At 61.6% G+C, this 17,719-nt stretch carries 18 protein-coding genes and 2 pseudogenes; 11 read left to right on the top strand and 9 right to left on the bottom strand.

Annotated features, from left to right (window positions below):
- Nucleotide 1 precedes the first annotated feature (1 nt).
- Nucleotides 2-88: pseudogene (locus tag HMPREF1155_RS09145) on the top strand (Fic family protein); the annotation flags it as partial.
- A gap of 9 nt (nucleotides 89-97) precedes the next feature.
- The gene (locus HMPREF1155_RS00175) at nucleotides 98-364 is read left to right on the top strand and encodes a hypothetical protein (protein WP_238319020.1); all 267 of its coding nucleotides are present in this window, start codon (nucleotides 98-100) and stop codon (nucleotides 362-364) included.
- A 157-nt stretch (nucleotides 365-521) separates the two neighbouring features.
- On the opposite strand, the gene HMPREF1155_RS00170 is transcribed toward HMPREF1155_RS00175, so the two are convergent.
- Entirely contained in the window at nucleotides 522-1,220 is a 699-nt protein-coding gene (locus HMPREF1155_RS00170) for a B3/4 domain-containing protein (RefSeq protein ID WP_039993038.1), read from the bottom strand.
- 332 nt (nucleotides 1,221-1,552) lie between these two features.
- Here HMPREF1155_RS00170 and fic point away from each other — a divergent pair, with 332 nt between their 5' ends.
- The 6 genes from fic (at nucleotide 1,553) to HMPREF1155_RS00140 (ending at nucleotide 7,076) form a co-directional block, all read left to right on the top strand.
- Entirely contained in the window at nucleotides 1,553-2,197 is a 645-nt protein-coding gene (fic, locus tag HMPREF1155_RS00165) for a protein adenylyltransferase Fic (protein WP_006362774.1), read from the top strand.
- 140 nt (nucleotides 2,198-2,337) lie between these two features.
- Entirely contained in the window at nucleotides 2,338-3,051 is a 714-nt protein-coding gene (locus HMPREF1155_RS00160) for a lantibiotic protection ABC transporter ATP-binding protein (protein WP_009076340.1), read from the top strand.
- On the top strand, nucleotides 3,048-3,953 hold the full coding sequence (locus HMPREF1155_RS00155; RefSeq protein WP_009076271.1) for a bacteriocin ABC transporter permease: 906 nt from the start codon (nucleotides 3,048-3,050) through the stop codon (nucleotides 3,951-3,953). Before HMPREF1155_RS00160 ends, HMPREF1155_RS00155 begins: the two co-directional genes overlap by 4 nt.
- On the top strand, nucleotides 3,950-4,843 hold the full coding sequence (locus HMPREF1155_RS00150) for an ABC transporter permease (protein WP_009076128.1): 894 nt from the start codon (nucleotides 3,950-3,952) through the stop codon (nucleotides 4,841-4,843). The genes HMPREF1155_RS00155 and HMPREF1155_RS00150 overlap by 4 nt, the downstream gene beginning before the upstream one ends.
- Nucleotides 4,844-4,944: 101 nt before the next feature.
- On the top strand, nucleotides 4,945-5,607 hold the full coding sequence (locus HMPREF1155_RS00145) for a response regulator transcription factor (RefSeq protein ID WP_039993098.1): 663 nt from the start codon (nucleotides 4,945-4,947) through the stop codon (nucleotides 5,605-5,607).
- Nucleotides 5,595-7,076 carry a HAMP domain-containing sensor histidine kinase gene (locus HMPREF1155_RS00140; protein ID WP_009076437.1) on the top strand — a complete coding sequence of 494 codons (1,482 nt, stop codon included), beginning with the start codon at nucleotides 5,595-5,597 and terminating at the stop codon, nucleotides 7,074-7,076. The genes HMPREF1155_RS00145 and HMPREF1155_RS00140 overlap by 13 nt, the downstream gene beginning before the upstream one ends.
- 96 nt (nucleotides 7,077-7,172) lie before the next feature.
- Here HMPREF1155_RS00140 and HMPREF1155_RS00135 read toward each other — a convergent pair whose 3' ends face one another.
- On the bottom strand, nucleotides 7,173-7,442 hold the full coding sequence (locus tag HMPREF1155_RS00135) for a type II toxin-antitoxin system RelE/ParE family toxin (RefSeq protein WP_009076254.1): 270 nt from the start codon (nucleotides 7,440-7,442) through the stop codon (nucleotides 7,173-7,175).
- Entirely contained in the window at nucleotides 7,443-7,658 is a 216-nt protein-coding gene (gene relB, locus HMPREF1155_RS00130; RefSeq protein ID WP_009076098.1) for a type II toxin-antitoxin system RelB family antitoxin, read from the bottom strand. It lies immediately after the preceding gene.
- A 68-nt stretch (nucleotides 7,659-7,726) separates the two neighbouring features.
- On the opposite strand from relB, the pseudogene HMPREF1155_RS00125 reads away from it, so the two are divergent.
- A pseudogene (locus HMPREF1155_RS00125) lies at nucleotides 7,727-7,900 on the top strand (FAD-binding protein); the annotation flags it as partial.
- Between the two features lie 148 nt (nucleotides 7,901-8,048).
- Here HMPREF1155_RS00125 and HMPREF1155_RS00120 read toward each other — a convergent pair.
- From HMPREF1155_RS00120 to HMPREF1155_RS00100, 5 genes are all read right to left on the bottom strand, one after another.
- Nucleotides 8,049-8,429 carry a hypothetical protein gene (locus HMPREF1155_RS00120; protein WP_009076521.1) on the bottom strand — a complete coding sequence of 127 codons (381 nt, stop codon included), beginning with the start codon at nucleotides 8,427-8,429 and terminating at the stop codon, nucleotides 8,049-8,051.
- Nucleotides 8,426-9,544 (bottom strand): hypothetical protein, encoded by a 1,119-nt coding sequence (locus HMPREF1155_RS00115; protein ID WP_009076519.1) that lies wholly within the window; start codon nucleotides 9,542-9,544, stop codon nucleotides 8,426-8,428. Before HMPREF1155_RS00115 ends, HMPREF1155_RS00120 begins: the two co-directional genes overlap by 4 nt.
- Nucleotides 9,541-9,759, bottom strand: a complete 219-nt coding sequence (locus HMPREF1155_RS00110; protein ID WP_009076127.1) for a hypothetical protein — start codon at nucleotides 9,757-9,759, stop codon at nucleotides 9,541-9,543. The genes HMPREF1155_RS00115 and HMPREF1155_RS00110 overlap by 4 nt, the downstream gene beginning before the upstream one ends.
- Before the next feature lie 175 nt (nucleotides 9,760-9,934).
- Nucleotides 9,935-10,447, bottom strand: coding sequence for a methionyl-tRNA formyltransferase (locus HMPREF1155_RS00105; protein ID WP_009076558.1), 513 nt, complete (start codon nucleotides 10,445-10,447; stop codon nucleotides 9,935-9,937).
- A gap of 231 nt (nucleotides 10,448-10,678) precedes the next feature.
- Nucleotides 10,679-12,304, bottom strand: coding sequence for a hypothetical protein (locus tag HMPREF1155_RS00100; protein ID WP_009076330.1), 1,626 nt, complete (start codon nucleotides 12,302-12,304; stop codon nucleotides 10,679-10,681).
- Nucleotides 12,305-13,323: 1,019 nt separating this feature from the next.
- On the opposite strand from HMPREF1155_RS00100, the gene HMPREF1155_RS00095 reads away from it, so the two are divergent.
- On the top strand, nucleotides 13,324-13,689 hold the full coding sequence (locus HMPREF1155_RS00095) for an MGMT family protein (RefSeq protein WP_006362754.1): 366 nt from the start codon (nucleotides 13,324-13,326) through the stop codon (nucleotides 13,687-13,689).
- 244 nt (nucleotides 13,690-13,933) lie between these two features.
- A complete protein-coding gene (locus tag HMPREF1155_RS00090; protein ID WP_009076222.1) occupies nucleotides 13,934-15,736 on the top strand; it encodes a flavocytochrome c in 1,803 nt (600 codons plus the stop codon).
- Nucleotides 15,737-15,934: 198 nt separating this feature from the next.
- On the opposite strand, the gene HMPREF1155_RS00085 is transcribed toward HMPREF1155_RS00090, so the two are convergent.
- Nucleotides 15,935-17,494 carry a helix-turn-helix transcriptional regulator gene (locus HMPREF1155_RS00085; protein ID WP_238319019.1) on the bottom strand — a complete coding sequence of 520 codons (1,560 nt, stop codon included), beginning with the start codon at nucleotides 17,492-17,494 and terminating at the stop codon, nucleotides 15,935-15,937.
- Between the last annotated feature and the right edge of the window lie 225 nt (nucleotides 17,495-17,719).

Raw genomic sequence — 17,719 nt, 5'->3', positions numbered from 1 at the left:
GATCAAGGACTTCTGCCACACCATCGCGTTTCTCTGGCAGATTCATCCCTTTTACGAAGGCAATACCCGCACCGTCGCCGTGTTCTCGGAGCTCTACTTGAACAATCTGGGGTTCCAGGTAACCAACGATCCGTTTGCGAAGCATGCGCGCTACTATCGCGACGCGTTGGCGCGTGCGATGTACAGAAACGCGCCTGCGGGTGTTTTCCCTGACGAGCGCTTTCTTGTTTCATTTTATAAGAGGCTTATAGGGCGGGAGGCCGATGAGCTCGACCGCAAGAAGATGATCTGCACGCAGCTTTTCGAGAATCCTTCGTTGCTCAGGAACATCGATTCTGAAGAAGCGCTGCATTCGAAGAAGTGAGACACGCCGGGTTCTTCAACAGCGCGACATCTTCGACGCTTATCCTGGAAACGAGCACCCGCCATGCGATGGTCGCAGAGCGGGTGCTGCATCCGTGGGATGCACAGACGTCTTCCGAGCCGGAAAGGCACCGATGCGCGATATGCGGCTTGTCGGCTCAGCCCTGCACGTCCAATTCTTCTCCGGCGTGCATGACATATGTCTCGAACTTCACGTTCGGCATGCATGCTGCCAGGTCGTCCCGAATCCGCTCGAGCGCTTCCAGGCGGTATTCGGCGGATGTTTCGGCGTTGCCCTGGATGATGAAGATGGCGTTCTTCGTCGCATCGTCGAACTTGTAGTTCTCGCCGTCGCGAACGTCCAGCCATGCCATGATTCCTTTCGCGTCCCGATAGACGTAGTCCGTCTCGGCCACGTGCTTCTCGGTGGAAAGGATCGGAAGGAAGGAGTCTTCCTCTTTGTTGATGGTGAATTCTATTCGTTCGTCGACCTTGTCGAGGTCATGTCCGCCTATGGCTAGACGCGAGCGCAGCGATTCGACGTTGTAGATGTCGATGACGCTGTTGATGTGCGGAATGGAGCCGCGGTGTTGGATATTGCGGATGAGCGCGGGAACGGTGGGAGGGTTCTTCTTGACGCTTCGCTTCACGCGTTTCAGCAGGTCCGTGTAACCTCGGACGACCGGAAGGTCGAGCACGTCGTCCATGGTGCAGCCCAACGCCCAATCTTCCATGTCCTTCTGCTTTTTCAGGAACGAATCGGGCAGGGGAGCGTTCGGGTCCACGTCTCTCGCGATGCCGATCACGACGCTTTCGATGCCGAGTTTTGCGATGCTTTTGTCGACCAGCAGTTTCATGGCGACCTCCTTCATCGGTGTCTGCATTCAATGGTATCGAACGGTCGCGAATTTCGCCAGGGGCGCATGCCTCGCCGTAGTTCACGCAGGCATACGTCGCGTTCAGCTTCATCTCTGGATTTCCAGGCCGGAATCAACTCGGGATCCTTTCCCTCATGCGGTCTTGCATCCGCTGTTTTCTTGACGGCTTTCATTCTGCTCGCGATGGCGCAACGGGGAAAGCAGGCATAATACTGTGCCGCAGGTACCTTTCGATAACCTTCGTGCATCGTCTGGAGTGTAGAACTATGCGATGATATATCCGAATTCGGTACCGGCAGGCAGGTGGTTGGATGACCCTCGAAAACAGATTGGGCATAATGGACGACGTGAAGCTTGCCCACGAAGAAGAGCGCCTCTCTAAAACGGCAGCGCTGCTGATGTATCGCGACGGCGCGCTCGATACGCTGGAATCTGGTACGGTTCATGCGCTGACGAGCATTCATAGGGCTTTGTTCTGCACGATCTATGACTTTGCGGGCAAGATTCGTACCGTGAATCTTGCCAAAGGCAGCTTCCGTTTCGCCTCTGCTCTTTATCTCGGTTCGGCGTTGAAAAGCATTGAGAAGATGCCGCAGGATGGTTTCGAGCGCATTCTCGAAAAATACGTTGAGATGAACGTGGCGCACCCCTTTCGCGAGGGGAATGGGAGGTCGGGTCGTATATGGCTCGACCATATGCTGCGGCGCAACCTGGGATTCACCGTTGATTGGAGCAAAATCGATCGCGAAGACTACCTGCTTGCCATGGAACGCAGCCCGGTGCGCGATGTGGAGATAAAGGCACTGGTGCGCGAGGCCCTATCCGATCGGCTCGACAGCTTCACGTTGCTCGCACGCGGCATCGATGCGTCGTACGCATACGAGGGCTATGCCGCCTATCGCGCAGAGGATCTGGTGAAGGGCATTCGTCCGAGCGCCGATCGCGGTGCAAAGTGAATTCGAACACGTCTGCTGCCGTCAGCTCTTCCTCTGCAATTGTCTGAAATAGCCCGCGGTCTTCCGACCTTTAGCGTTTCTTTAGAAACCCCGTCCAGACTGAGAAGCAAGACGTTGGACGGCGGAAGAGAGGAAGCTCCATGGCGGAATGCGTTTTGGAAACGCGCGGGCTCGTCAAGCGGTTCGGGCGGGGCGGCAACGCCCAGACGGCGGTGGACCATGTGTCCCTCCATGTCGAAGAGGGAAAGGTCTACGGCCTGCTCGGCCCGAACGGTGCGGGCAAGTCGACCACGCTCAAGATGATCACGGGGATGCTGCATCCGACGGAGGGGCAGATGCTGTTCGAGGGGCGTCCGTGGACGCGAGACGACCTCTACCGCATCGGTTCGCTCGTCGAGCAGGCGCCTCTCTATCCGAATCTGACCGCACGAGAGAATCTGCGCGTGCGCACCACGCTGCTGGGGCTGTCGGAGGCACGCATAGACGAGGCGCTCGCGACGGTGGGTCTTGCGGATACGGGATCCAAGCGCGCCGGAAGGTTTTCGATGGGTATGAAGCAGCGTCTGGGCATTGCGCTGGCCTTGCTGGCCCATCCGCGTCTGCTGATTCTGGACGAGCCGACCAACGGGCTCGATCCCATCGGCATCGAAGATCTACGCGGTCTTATCCGAAGCTTTCCCGCACAGGGCATCACGGTGCTGCTGTCGAGCCATATCCTCGGCGAGGTGCAGCATACGGCCGATGTCGTCGGCATCATCGTCGGCGGCAGGCTCGCCTACGAGGATGCGCTGCATGAGGGCGAGGATCTGGAAGCGCTCTTCATGGACGTGTGCCGGAAGGAGGCCGGACGATGAAGGAGACGAAGCGCGCGGCCGAGGCGACGGCCATGTCAGGGGCGCAGCATGCGGCAGCGCTATCGTGCGGGATGACGCCGCGGCATGAACCGGCAATGCCATGTGCGACAGGGACCGACGAGAAACCCGTTCCCATGCGCGGATCCTTCGTTCGCGCTCTGCGCGCGGAAGCGTTGAAATCGAAGCATGCCGCACCGCTGCGCCTGGCTATCGTCTTGGCGCTGCCCTTTCCGCTGCTGGCGGTCCTCGGGGCTCTGCTCGCCCCGCAGGCGGGCCTTACGTATGCGCCGTGGAACTACTGGTATGCGCTGCTGATGCCGGTCGCGATCACGCTTGCCGCCGCATCGGTGGCGCGGGCCGATGCACGCTTAGGCAACCGCGCCTTGCTTTCGAGCGGCGTGCCGCTGCGCCAGGCGTGGGGCGCCAAGGTCGTCTGGTGTCTGATTCTCTCGGCGCTGTCGAACCTCGTCGTCTTCGCCGTGTATGCTGCAGCGTCGATCGCAGCGCCGCAGGGTGCGGCGAGCATGCCGGCGATGCTGGCCGCGGCGCTTGCGCTCGTCGTCGCAAGTTCGTGGATGGTCCCGACGACGCTCTTCCTCACGATGCGCGCAGGGATGCTCGCAGGCGTTTTCGTGCCGCTGGCGGTGCAGATCGCCTTGGCTTTCAGCTGGTCGGTCGTGCCGTTCTGGCCCGCATGCCCGCCTTCGGCCACCATCATGCTGCCGACGGCCTTCCTTCCGGTCCTGCCAAGCGGCGAGCCCGTCGGCGTCGGCATGGATATCGTCGAAACGGTATCCCAAGGAGATGCTATCGCGCTTGCGCTCGGCATCGCATGTGCGCTCACGGCAGTGCTCGTCGTTGCCGGCGCGTCATGGTTCGAGAAATCGGAGGAGCGGCGATGACGGGACGCGCGACGGATCATGCGGACGATATCCGTAACGCGAGCGGAGGCGAAGGCGAGGATGCGCGGGCATCTGGGCCGAGCATGACGTTTCCGCGTTCCTTGCGCGCAGAGACGCTGCGCCTGCGCCGGTCGTTCCTTGTGCCTCTGCATCTGATATGCGCCTTGGCGGCGGGGGCGGCGTGTGGGGCGTACTTCGCCACAGCTCCCTGGGATGCATCGATGGGTACCGACGCCTTCGTGCAGCTGCTGGGCGCCATGATGCCGCTTATGGCGGGCATCGTCTGCGGCTTAGACGTGGATGCCGAGTGGGAGGCGACCTGTTTTTCAGGCATGCTCGCCGTTCCGTCGAGGCGAAAGGCGATTGCTGCACGGCTCTGCACGCTCTGGCTTATGGGGACGTTCGCCCTCGTGCTTGCCGCAGCCGCGTTCGCCGTGCCCCTCATCCTGGTTGGGCGACAGGCATTGGGGCCGACCGCCTGGACGGGTGCCGTCGTCGGCCTCGCCTTCGGCAGCATCCCGCTCTATCTTGTCCTCTACGTCGCTGCGCTACGATGGGGCCGCAATGCGGCGATCGTTGCCGGCGCGGCAGGACTCATGCTCTCGTTCTTCTCGATGGGAGGGCTCGCGCACGGTCTCATGACCGGTGAGCTCACTGCCGCCGGTGCGAATGCGTTGTCGTATCTGCCGACCAGCTGGCCGGCGCTTCTGGGATCATTGCCTATCGAGCTTTCGATCGCTGGCGGATCTGCAGGTTCGTTGGATGCTGCGGCTCATGTCGCAGGCGCGATCTGGCCGCTCGCAGGCTTATGCGCTGTCGCGACCGTTCTGCTTGCAGGCGGGCTGGCGGCATGGATTTCCCGTTTCGAGCCTGCTCGGCATGGAGAATGAAAAGATGGCTGCCCGGGATCTGATATATCATGGCGACGCCTATGGAAACGATAGGATGCCTTGGAAGGGGTCTGCAAGACGCACGCGAGGAGGCGAAAGGCATGGCGCGGATTCTCGTGGTCGATGACGATGCGGCGATCACCGACCTGCTGTCCCGCGTGCTTGCGCGCGACGGACATGCCGTCGATGCCGCGAACGACCCGGTTTCCGTGCTTGGCCTCGCTTTGTCACGGTACGATCTTATTCTCTGCGATGTGATGATGCCCGGTATGGACGGCTTCGAGCTGGTAGGCCGCATCCGGCATCTGGTAGACGCTCCGATCCTCTTCCTCACTGCGAAGGTGGCTGAGGAAGATGCTGTGTTCGGATTGGGCCTCGGTGCCGACGACTATATCCGCAAACCGTTCGGCATCGTCGAGCTTCGTGCGAAGGTCGGCGCGCATGTGCGTCGGGAAGAAAGGGTGCGCACCCATATGCTCGCCTTGGGCGACGTTCGCGTCGATCTCGATGCACGCGAGCTTTCCGCGCATGGTTCGCCTGTGCCGCTCACGCCTACCGAGTATGCCGTGTGCGAGCTCCTCGCCATGCATCGCGGCCAGGTGCTTTCGCGTGAGCAGATTCGCGAGCGCGCGTTCGGCTGGGCTTCGGACGCGGGCGACGATGCGATTTCCATGCACGTGAGCAACGCCCGCGCGAAGCTCCGTCGGGCGAACGTCGATCCTATAGAGACCGTGCGTGGGATGGGGTATAAGTGGCAGGCGTAGGGCATGCGCGCCGACGCGTGAGGATCCCTCTGTTCCTGGTGGTGTCCCGCTACTTCCTCTACGTGCTCGTCGGCGCGCTTCTCGCCGTGGGCATTCCGACGGGCGCCTTCGCTTGGCAGATGGCTTCCGATGCCGTATCGGTCGCGAACTACGGCGACACCCACCTGGGCGAGGTGGAAGATATGCTCGCCGGCCAGGCTTCCTTCGACGCCGATGCCATTCCCTCGGCGTATCGCTACGCCCGCTTCGGCGCGGACGGCTCTCTTCTGGCAACCGACATGCCTGTCGGTCAGCTTGATACCGCGCATGCCGTCGCGGTTTCGCGCGAGGCGTTCGATGCCTCGTATCCTTCCTACGATGCGGTCGGTCTTGCAGATGGCGGGTGCTGCGTGCTTTCCTACGATATCGTGCCTCAGTGGGTCGACAAGGGCATGCGCGACGCCTTGCCGAATCCTCAGGACCTGTTTCTCTGGACCGTGCTGGTCGCGCTGGTCCTTGTGATCATGTTCATCGCCCTGCGTGCCGGACGCGTGCTCACGCGCAAGATGGATCCCTTGACCCGATCGGCCCAAGCCGTCGGCAGGCAGGATTTGGATACGCCTGCAGGTAGCAGCGATGTGGCCGAGATCGACGATGTGCTGCGCGCGATGGAAGCGATGCGGATTTCGTTGAAAGACGCGCGCGAGGCGCAGCAGGCGACCGAACGGCAGGCTCGGGAGCAGGTCGCCGCGCTTGCTCACGACCTCAAGACGCCCCTTACGGTGGCGATCGGCAACGCGGAGCTGCTTGCCGAGGATGCGGCTTCGGGTATGCTCGGTGCGGATCAAGCCGCGTGCGCGCAGGCGATACGGGAGGCCGCGCATTCCATGGATGGCTTCGTGACCAGAATTGTGGAAGCATCTCGCGGACGGGCGGACGAATTGCATCTCGAATCCGTGAATCCCTGGGTTCTTGCCGATAGCGTGGAACGCGCGGCGAAGAGGGTCGTCGCAGCGCGCGGCTTCGCCTTCGAAACCGCGAGGACACGCGCGTTCCACGATGCATGCATCGCGATGCGCGAAGGGGAGGGGGCGCTGCCGCTCTGGGATGCGGATGCCCTTGAGCGCGCCGCGCTCAATCTGGTAGGCAATGCCTGCGACCATGCATATGGCGGCCGCGTGGTCCTTGCGTTTTCGTACGACGTCGCATCGCAAACCGTCTACATCGCTATCGAGGACGACGGGGCCGGCCTTTCGTCTGAGGCTCTCGCGCACGGGACCGAGCGGTTCTTCCGCGGGGATGCATCGCGGGCAAATGTTGGCGGCGTCGGCGGTGGCGGCACTCATTTCGGGTTGGGACTTTCCATCGCCGCCGATATCGCCTCCGCGCATGGCGGCAGGCTGGAGCTTGCCAATCGTACGGACGATGCGGGCGATATCTTGGGGGCACGCGCGACGATCGCGCTTCCTCTCATTGCGCCGCCTGCATAGCATCGGCTGCACATCGGCAAGAGCTTAGAGACGGGAGATAGAGAGAGACATACTTCCAGGTGAATCAAGAAAAAGGCTCAATGCGTAGAGCGATCGTCATCCTTCGTAGATTGTGCTGCGGTGTCCGACGGAGAACACCTCGATGACGAGCCGGTCGTCTTGGATGACGCATAGGATGCGATAGCTCCCGACGCGGTAGCGCCATTCGCCCGCGCGATCGGCCGTGAGGCCTTTTCCATGGACGCGTGGGTCTTCGCATCCTTCAAGGTTCTTGTCGATCCAGGAAACGATGAGTCGCGCATCGAAACGATCCATCTTCTTCAGCTGCTTCAAGGCGGCTGACGTGTATTCAACGCGATAGGCCATTTACAGTCCCAGTTCGGAAAGAATCCGATCGTGGGCGTAGCGCGTTCCATCATCCTCGGCTATCGCCGAGCGAAGAGCCTTCAGGTCTTCCTGGTCCTCGATTTTCTCGAAGACGGCATCGCGGATGAAATCGGAAATGGTTTTGCCTTCGAACATGGCGTACTTGCGAACGACGGCGGCGTCGGCGTCATCTATGCGCATGGTTAATGTGGACATGGCATCCTCTTTCATTTCGTTGAATACAATGTATTCTAGCATGTGCCATGAGCGGGTTCAATCGCTTCAACCCGAACGCCGAGGTGCTCGATGGGAACGATGAGCCCATTCCCGGCCTGTTCGCCGCGAGCGAGGTTGCGGGTCATAAGATGGGAACGAACCGCCTGGGCTCCACGTCTATGGCCGATATCTACACCTTCGGACGCGTCGCCGGCGACAATGCGGCCGACTACGTCGGGTAGGAATCGGCTTCTGATATGAAATCCCCCGCATGCCGATTGCGGTTGCGCTTCGGTTCTTGACATCGGCTTTCGACGATGGTCGCGCCTCGGTGCCCTGGAATTCCTCCTCAGGGTTCGAGGCGCAATCCCGTCTCTCGAGCCGACTATCCTAGAAGGATGAAAGCACGCATGAAACGAGGGATGTCGTGAACCCTATCGCGAACGAAGCTGCATTGCATGCGAGGGAAAGGATATAAGGCCTGTCCGAAAGCCTGGCGTACCGGTAGATGCCGCCTTCTGCCACAACGGCCGCCGTCTCAAGGACGATGAGCATCGTGGCGAACGCGAATTCGGAATCGAAGGCGACGCCGGCGACGATCGTCGCAAGCACAAGGGGCGGATTCGTGACGACCTGCGCTAATGCGACCACGGCGATATGCCACGCGCCGCGCACGTGGAATACGGCGAGAGCGACGGCGAGCTCGACGACGATAGTCAGCGCAAGGCAGGAGAGGAACGTTGCCGCGATCGCCCACGAGGATCCTGTCATGCCCGAGCCTCTGCCTGGGGGGTCGCGGCCTGCGCGTCAGGCTCGTCCTGAATGCCGCGTGCGAGCCGAAGCGCAGGCAGGAGACAGGCGAGAGAGGCGATCGCGAGGACGCTCAAGGCCATCGGCCCGTCGACATCGAATCCGATCAATGCCGGCAGCGCGCCGATCGCAAGTGAGAACGATGCGATTCCGAAGGCGATTCCCTTGGAAGCGGGCATGAGATTCGCGAGAGAGATGAGCGTAATGGGCATGGTGAAATTGAAGAGGAACGCCGCAAGCATGCCGATAGCGGGGAATGCCGCTGCGAAGGGAAAGAGGGCTGCCGAACCCGTAAGAGATGCGATCGAGGCGGCGGCAAGCCCGCGGCGATCGGCCAGCACGCCTCCTGCCGCCTTTCCTGCGACAATGCCTGTGACCAGCCCGGCTGCGAGCGCGATGTCTACCTTCCAAGGGAACGCCATTTCCATGCCCGCATAGCTGCGAAGCGCAACGGTGGCGGCGAGCAGCGCGCAGGCGCCGATGAAGCGAACGGACGGCCGAGGGAGCCCGAACGGCTCGTTGCGCACGTTCCATATGCGTCGATTCATGCGATCGACGGAGGCGATCGCGAAGATGCATCCGACGGGCAGCGCGGCCAGCACGGGCGTGAGACTCGCGTGCGATACGGCCATGAGGCCTCCGAGGAAGACTCCTGCCGCCCCTGTCGAAACGAAGGCTCCGGGAAGCGTCGCCTTTCCTTGGGCGACGTTCAGCACGTCAAGGCCGCCTGCGCAGTGGAACAGCGCGTTTCCGACCGCGACGAGTGCCACCGCCGCCAAGGCCGCAGGTACGTGCGGCGCGGCCGAGACGAACGTGCCTGCTGCCACCAACCCGCAGGCGACCATGGCGGCGCGTGCATTGCGATCCGCGAGATCGACCAGCGCGCCGAAGGGGAGCTGAAGGCAGAAGGCGAGCAGATCGTAGGCGACGACGGCCGCAACCACGCCTTCCGCTCCCTCGATGCCGAGTGCGCGCGATACGGCGCCGAGCATGGTTGCTATGCAGGCGAGGTCGATGACGAAGTGGGAAACTCCGTAGACCGCGGTTATCGACACGCGTGCCGAATCGCTCGTCATTTTCGTTCGTTCAGAATGATCACGATCGCAACGAGCGCAACGATCGAGGCGATGACGACGGGCACGGCTATTCCCGCAATGAGCGCGATATCGAAGAATCCCGACGGCGTGGGATACGAGGGAATCGGCGCGATGTCGGCGAACGCATACGAAGGCATGGCGCACGCGCATGCGATCGCGGCAGCAAGGGCGAATCCGGTCTTCTTCGGGTCCATAATGCCTCCAATCTTCCTGGCGCGAGGATGCATTTGTGTCGCTCGGCGAAGCCGGTGTGCGACATGCACGCCATGGGGCTTTCGGCGGCTGCCGAGGCCAGTCGCGCAACGGACGGAACGTTCGTTCGCTGCGCGGGCTTCCTTCATGCGCGCGGGCACCGGCCCTTGGGTCGAGCTAGTAGAGCTTCGCGCCTGCGGGTATCGCATCGTCGACCATGAGCAGGTTCAGGCGTTCTTCGCCCTTCACCTCATGGATCGCCGAGAGCAGCATGCCGCACGAGTCGATGCCCATCATCGAGCGCGCAGGCAGGTTCACGATGGCGATGAGCGTCTTGCCGACGAGCTCTTCGGGTTCGTAGTACATGTGAATGCCCGAAAGGATCACACGGTCGGTGCCGGTGCCGTCGTCGAGCACGAACTTGAGGAGCTTCTTGCTCTTGCGGACGGCTTCGCATTCCTTCACCTTGACGGCGCGGAAGTCGGACCTGCTGAAGGTTTCGAAGTCGACCTCTTCGTCGGCGAGGGGTTCCGTCTCGACGGCCTCTGCGTTGTTCGCGGCCCCTGCATTCGTGACGGTGCCGACCTTGGATTCTGCCTCGGTATTCGTGGGCGCTTTGTCATGCATGACGCGGTCGGTTGCAGCGGTTGCGATTTCGTTGATCGGGGAATCGATGGGTTCTTCGGACATGGCGACGTCTCCAATCGTTGAATGCGGACATGTGTCTTGCCCTGATTCTACCTGATGGAATCGGCGGGCGCACCTCGATGCCGCTGGTTTTGCAAGAGCGACGGTCGATGCGGGCATCGCATGCGAGAGCTCCTGCGCATGGCGTTGCAGAACGGCTCAGCGATTCCGTAGCATCGCATGTTGGGCCTGCGTATTCGCGCACGATCATGAAATGCATGCCGCGCAGCTCGTCTAGACGCTTCCTCCGAAGGCTATCACGAGCGAGATGACGAGGGGAATCAGCGCGAGCCCGGCGATGAGCCCCTTCATCTCGAAGGCGTCGTTCAAAATCTCCCTCCAATTCGCCTTCTCGCCATCGGCCTTGACGCGTTTCGTCGTGCCGTCGGGCAGCACCCGGTAGAGGATAGGACGATCGTAGACTTCCATATGGAAGAACTTCATGATGAATGCGGGTGTGGTGGGGATGGAGATGCAGAGCCACACGACGATGCCGCCCAGCCACATGCCCGATGTATCGAAGCCTGCGAATAGGAACCCAAGGAGCAGCGGGAGCGTGTTCCAGAGCGCGATGAGCGCCACCCATTTCGCGATGCGTGCGGGCGGGTAGAAACGTATGCGCACGGGTTCTTCCAGGCCGCCGATGCGTTCGAAGAACAGGGGATCGGGATCGGGGCGTGATTCGCCCGCGCCCCAGACAAGCGTTCCCCCTTGTCGTTCAATTACTGAATCTTTGCTGGTGAACAGCAGGTTCCATTCGCTTTCGAGGCCGCGGTTCCGACTATACGCGGTGAGCGCCATGGCGGCTATGACGGCCGTGATGCCGGTCGCTATACTTGCCGTGTTCGCAGGATCCGAGGTGCCCGCAAGGAGAAAGGCGACCGCGAATGCGAGGATGCCGCAGATCGCGGTGGCGATTATCGGCGGGACGAACCAAGGCATGCTTCGACCTATGCGCTGCGAGAGCACCGCTACCTTCCCTGTTTGGCCGTTGATTGCGACATCGCATGCCTTGCTGTGCAGCACATAGGCCGGCAGCAGCGCCGGCATGATGAGCATACTGCTGATGTCGGCGTTCATGCTCACGGCCTTCGATTGCATGACCTTCTCTACCATGGGGCGGTACCCCTGCTCGACCTCTCGTTTGACGCGCCCTTCGAGCCGATCCTTCTGAAGATCTTGCAGTTTGACGCGCTGGCCGGCCACGTAGCCGAAGTCGAACGGGGCGCATTCCGTCCAGTCGAAAGGCTCCATGGCATCAAGCAGCTCGTTTTTCATCTGCTGCGATGTGTTGACGGCGATACCGTTGGCGAATCCGCGGCAGACGTAATCACGCGACGAATCGATCCTGTGCGCGGTACAGGATATACCGCCGCGCACAAGCTGGTAGGGGAGATAGTATCCGGCGAGCTTCTCGATGTTCTTCCTGATGCCGTCCGTTTCGGGTTTGCATCTTGCATTCTCTTCGCACCAGCGTTCGAGCCGTGCGCGTGCCTCGTCGAGCGTGATTTTGAAGCCGATGACGACCTCGGGGAAGCTGTCATCGTCGAGAAATTCGCTCCGTACGGGCTTGCCGCCGCAGAAACTGCAGGCGGCAAGGGCCTCGCCTTCGGGAACGACCACTTTGGCCGCGCAATTCGGGCAGGTGTAGGTCGCCTGCGCAAGATCTCGGGCATTTTCGCGGAACTGCACCTGACGAGCATCTCTCCATCCTTTGGCCTGCGCCTTCGCGCCTTTTACGCTCGTGGTGCCGCCGCAGTAGGGGCAGCGGTAGCTCTGGGTGACGATGTCGTAGTTCGCCGCGCCTCCGCACGACTCGCAATGCACGGTAAGCGGGTTTTCCTCGTAGGCAACAGCCATGGGGCACCTCGTTTCCTCGTAGGACGGCATGCGCTCGATCCGGTTCTGACCCCGCAAGTCGCAGACGATAGGGGTTCGGTTCGCGAGCGCGCGAGCGATAGTGTTCGCTTCCTCAGGTCCTGGCCGCCAACTTCGCTCGGTCCGCGAGCGCGCAGGCGATAGAGGATCGGTTCGTTTGCGGCCTTCGACTTGAGAGATCGTAGGGTAGACACGGATTCGGTTCGCTTTCAGACCGCACGACCGAGAAGCGACGTGAGCTCGGTTCGTTTTCGACCCAAAAGAACCATAGCAGAGCACGGAAGCGCAGGAAATACCCGCGCATCCTGTCATGGTCGGCCGCATGCGGGAAGCCTTGCTCATGTGCGTTGCCGTTGCGTTCAGGGGGGGGGTCGGGATGTTCGGATTAACCGCTTCTCAAACTGCAATGAGTTCTCCTGCTGTTTTTGCCAGAAATCGCGAGCTTTGCGAATTTACAAAGCTATTTCGTGTCCAACTGCCAGAAATTGTGAGCTTAGAGGGGTTTGAACGCGATTCGCGTTGGAAACTCTGTCGCGCTCCGTGAATGATGATGCAATATATAGTGTGTCAAGACGTAATAACACTATATAGTGAGCTCATCATGGCCTCTTTCATGGAAGGCGACTTGCAAAATGCCACTAAGCGTAGATATTTTGTCAGAAGAATCCGATTGGGCTTACAAGGAGGGTTCAATTGGTTTCCGCATTCGTCCTCGCGGGACTCCCATGAATGCCTTCGCGCGAAGAGCGAAGACCGAAGAACTAAAAGCGAAGGGCGAAGACCGGAGACTGGAGAATGAAGAGCGAAGGCCGGAGAGCGAAGAACGGAGAGCAAAGACCGAAGACCGAGAGCTAAAAGCAGAAGGTGAAGACCCAAGACCCGAGACCCAAGACCCGAGACCCAAGACCCGAGACCCAAGACCCGAGACCCAATACCCGAGACCTCCTGGAGGAGCATGCAGGCACTGAGGCCCTTACACCCGAAACCTCTATAATGCTGCCATGGGCGCATTCTCCGACAAGGCATTCGACATCGTGCGACGCATTCCGCGCGGACGCGTCATGTCCTACGGCGCTGTCGCGCGTGCGATCGGCGAGCCTCGCAAGTCCCGCTTCGTGGGCTACGCGATGCGCAACAATCCTGATCCGGATATCTATCCCTGCCACCGCGTCGTCTTCAAAGACGGCGCGATTTGCGATTCGTATGTCTTCGGCGGTCCCGAGGTGCAAAAACGCCTGCTCGAGCAGGAGGGCGTACCCTTTCTCGATGATACGCACGTCGATATGGCGAAGTGCGCCTGGACTCCTGGGGAAGACACCTTCGGCCGTCCGACCGATATCGACTGGGAACGCGAGATAGGGGACTGATTTCGTCGAGCCACGCATCCCATCATGTCGGCTTCGTCGTTTGGGCCGCGCGCTGGATGGCCGTGCTGCCGCATTCCAGGTGTCGGGTCGTTCGTGGCGAACCGCATCAATATCCTCCCTCTGGGGGGATGCCGTTTTCCTGCGAATCCGACCTGCGCTGCGATAGCCTCCACGTCGCCTGCGAGTCAGTCTATCTCCAAGAGCCGGCAAGGGACCGGCTGGAAAAGGGATAGAGGAGGAAACGATGGCGAAGCTATCTCGGAGAAGCTTTCTTTCAGGGAGCATGATCGCGGCGGCCGGAGGCGCAAGCCTGCTTCTGGGCGCGTGCGCATCGGACGGCGGCGCGGCCAAGACCCCGCAGAGCGGCCAGATCGCAGGATCGGGCTCGTCGACGGGCAAAGGCGGCGAGCTGAACGTCGAATGCGTGCTCGAAGACGGCAAGCTTCTGCATATCAACGTCTTGAAATCGCAAGAATCCGCCGGTGTCGGCACCGAGGCCATCGATGTGCTCAACAGTCTTATCGTGGACGATCAGACGCTCAACGTGGATGCCGTTTCGGGCGCGACGCTTTCGAGCCGCGCGTTCGTCCTGGCTACCGCCGATGCGCTCAAGCAGGCGGGCGAAGACGCCGACGAATGGAAGGCGCGTGCCAAAGCCGTGCCTGCCCTGCCCGACAGCATTCCGACCGATGTCGATGTCGTCGTGGTGGGCGCCGGCGGCGCCGGATATGCCGCAGCGCTGACGGCCGCCCGCAACGGATCGTCGGTCGTCATGATCGAGAAGCTCGGCATCACGGGCGGCGACACCATTCTTTCGGGCGGTGCCATTTCCGTTCCGAATAACTATTTCCAGCGCCGCGACGGCATCGAGGATAGCGTCGAAAAGCTGGCCGAAGACATGCTCGTGGGCGGCGACAACATCGGCGATCCCGAGCTCGTGCAGGTCATCGCCGAGGGCGCCTACGACGCCATGGAATGGCTCACCTTCGAGGCCGACGTGGCATGGCAGCCGTACCAGCAGTTCTTCGGCGGGCACTCCGTTGCTCGCTCCCTCGTGCCGTACGGCCAGGAGGGCAGCGAGATCATCGTGAAGCTCGACAAGCGCTGCAAGGAGGTCGACGGGCTGACCATCGTGCGCAATATGAAGGCCGAAGAGCTCGTCGTCGAAGGCGGCGCCGTGACCGGCGTCAAGGCGACGCACACGCTGTCCGGCGATCCGTATACGTTCAAAGCGAAGCACGTGATCCTGGCGACCGGCGGCTTCGGCTCGAATGTCGAGATGCGCGTGAAGTACAACCCCAAGATGGACGAGAGCATCCTGTCCACCGACAGCGTGGGCGCGACGGGCGACGGCATCTCGATGGCCGAGGCGATCGGCGCGAACCTCATCGACATGCAGTACATCCAGACGTATCCGACCTGCGATGTCGAGACCGGCGGCCTTCTGTACACAGGCAATATGCGCCTCAACCAGAACGCCATCTGCGTCAACAAGGAAGGCAAGCGCTACGTCGAGGAGCTCGAGCGCCGCGACGTCATATCCGAAGCCACGACGCAGCAGACCGACGGCGTCGGCTACATGGTCTTCACGCAGGAACAGGTCGACAAGACCGGCGTGTTCAATGCGAATAAGAGCGAGGTCGAAAACCTCCTGGCACGCGAGAAGATGGTCAAGGGAGACACGCTCGAGGAAGCTTGCAAGCCCTTCGGCATCGACGAGGCCGAGCTTCAGAAGACCATCGATACCTGGAACGGCTACTGCGCCGCCGGCAAGGACGACGACTTCAACTACCGCGGAACCCTCAATCCGATCAACGAAGGCCCTTACTACGTGATCGTCTTCAAGCCCTCGGTCCATTACACCATGGGCGGCCTGCACATCAATCCGCAGGCTCAGGTGCTCGACGACGCGGGCGAACCCATTTCCGGCTTGATGGCGATCGGCGAAGTGGCCGGCCATAAGATGGGCGACAACCGTCTCGGCTCGTGTTCGATCGCCGATGCGTTCGTCTTCGGCCGCCGCGCCGGCGAAGCCGTTTCGAAATAAGGCATCCTGCCGCGCATGGCTGTCGCAACCCCTCCTCCATGCGCGGCGTATGCTGCAGCCGTTCCTGCGCGTGCGTGCTCGGCATCGGTCGAGCCGGATCGGCCGCCTCGCCCGCCTTCATGCGATCCCCTCCCGCGTGAAGGCGGGTTTTTAGGTCTTGTTCCACCCCTCCGCATGAAGACGGGATTTTTTCAGGCTCTATTCCAAGCTCTCGAGAAGCTCGAGCAACGATTGGCGGTTCGATGTCTTCGTCTTCTCGTAGATATGCCCTAGATGGGTCTTCACCGTGCTCTTCGAGATGAAGAGCTTCTTTTCTATATAGGGGCTGGAATATCCGCCGGCCCAGTAGCCGAGGATCTCGGCCTCGCGCGGCGTGAGCCCGTAGCGCCTGACGGCGAGCGCGACGTGGTCGCGTGGTTTCGCCCGGTCTTGCACGGAAGCGTCCGGAGTTGAGAAGAATCCTCGGGAGGGGAGTCCTACGGCGAGGAGCAACGCCATCATGAGCGCGAGGAGCACCACGATGCTGAGCGTCTGGCCGGTAGGCGCGATCAGGGATGCGGATTGCCCGGCCACGCTGCCGAGCCATTGGGCGCAACGCAGCATGGCCAGAATGAACAGGGCGGATACCTGATCCTGCGCGAATGAGCGTACCAGCATGAACCACACCACGTACTTGATCGTCTCCGATCCGACGAGCGCGATGCAGAACGCGGCGCCCCCTGAGAACGGATCGAGCTCCGGAGGAATGAGCGCGGCTATGACCATGAGGGGAAATGCGACATAGAAGGTGAGGGAGGCATTCTTTTGATGCAGGCAGTAGGCGAGGAGCACGGCGACGAGGCTCGCAAGCGCGGGCACGCCGGCGGACAATGCCGAGGATAGAACGCCGCCTGTCGCGTATCCGCCGATCACGCCTGTCGTGCGCATGGCTCCGTATCCGAAGAAGGCGAGCGCGACGATGACGAGGTGCGTCGCGGGGAGCTGCTTTGCAAGCTCTTTGAGCGATGGCGGTCGGGTTGCGACCGGGCTTGTGCCGATATCCCGCGCAAAGAACGCGCCTGCGCGGCCGTTCCGCCCAAGAACCCCGCTCGCGTTCGCATCGCCGTGCGCGGCCGAACCCAGAGCGCTGCACTGTGCGGCATCGGGGCCGGCCTCTTTTCCGGAAGGCTTCGCCCGGCCACCGTCGCCCTTGCTTCTTTTCGGTATCGAATCGGCTGCAAAAAACAAGAGCATCCCGGCAATCGAAAGCACGATGGAGGCTGCGATGACGGCTTCGCTTGCGAGCAGCGCGCATGCGACGAAGAGCACGTAGCCGAGCACGTAGGCGGCTGTCACGGTGAGCGCCACCGTCCTCACGCCGCCCAGGCTGATGCGTTCTTCCCATAGGAGCCTCAGCGTGCTTCCCGCTCCGCTGAGAGCGAATGCGATGGAGAGCTGCTGGACCGACTCGTCGCCGCGCGAAAGCGCGAGCAGAACGACGGCGGAGATCGAAAGCCCGCAGAATAGGGCGAATGCGGCGAAACGGAGGAAAGCGCTGGGCGAGCGAAGGGCGATTCCCGCGATCAAGACGGATGCGACGACCGTCGCTATGCCTTGAACCACGAACGCGACGCTCGCGCCTGCAGCATCCCAGGGACCTATCATGAGCAGGGGGCCGTTCCAGAACAGGAAGCTCCAGGCGATGTAGCATGCAAGCCCGAACATGCTGAGAAGCCTCGCGCCGCGCACGCGCGACGCATCGCAGGCATGATTTCGCAACGCCTTCTCCTTGAACCGTGTGCCCGAAAGCGGGAATGCGCGATTGCGCGTCTCCCGCTCCGTTTTCGTCCTCCGCGCCGTGCGTCCGGCTTCGGCGGCAGGGAACGATCTTCGTTCGCTGAATGCGATTGATTCTAGCATGGTCGTCGGCCGAGCCGGCCGGCTGAGACGATCGGTTGCCGCATTGCATTCGGAGCTTGAGCACGAGCAAGGGATGAAGCCGCG

The sequence above is a fragment of the Slackia sp. CM382 genome (assembly GCF_000293015.1).
Lineage (GTDB): Bacteria > Actinomycetota > Coriobacteriia > Coriobacteriales > Eggerthellaceae > Slackia > Slackia exigua.
Note: the sequence above shows the minus strand (reverse complement) of the source record. Positions and strands in the feature narration are given on the sequence as shown.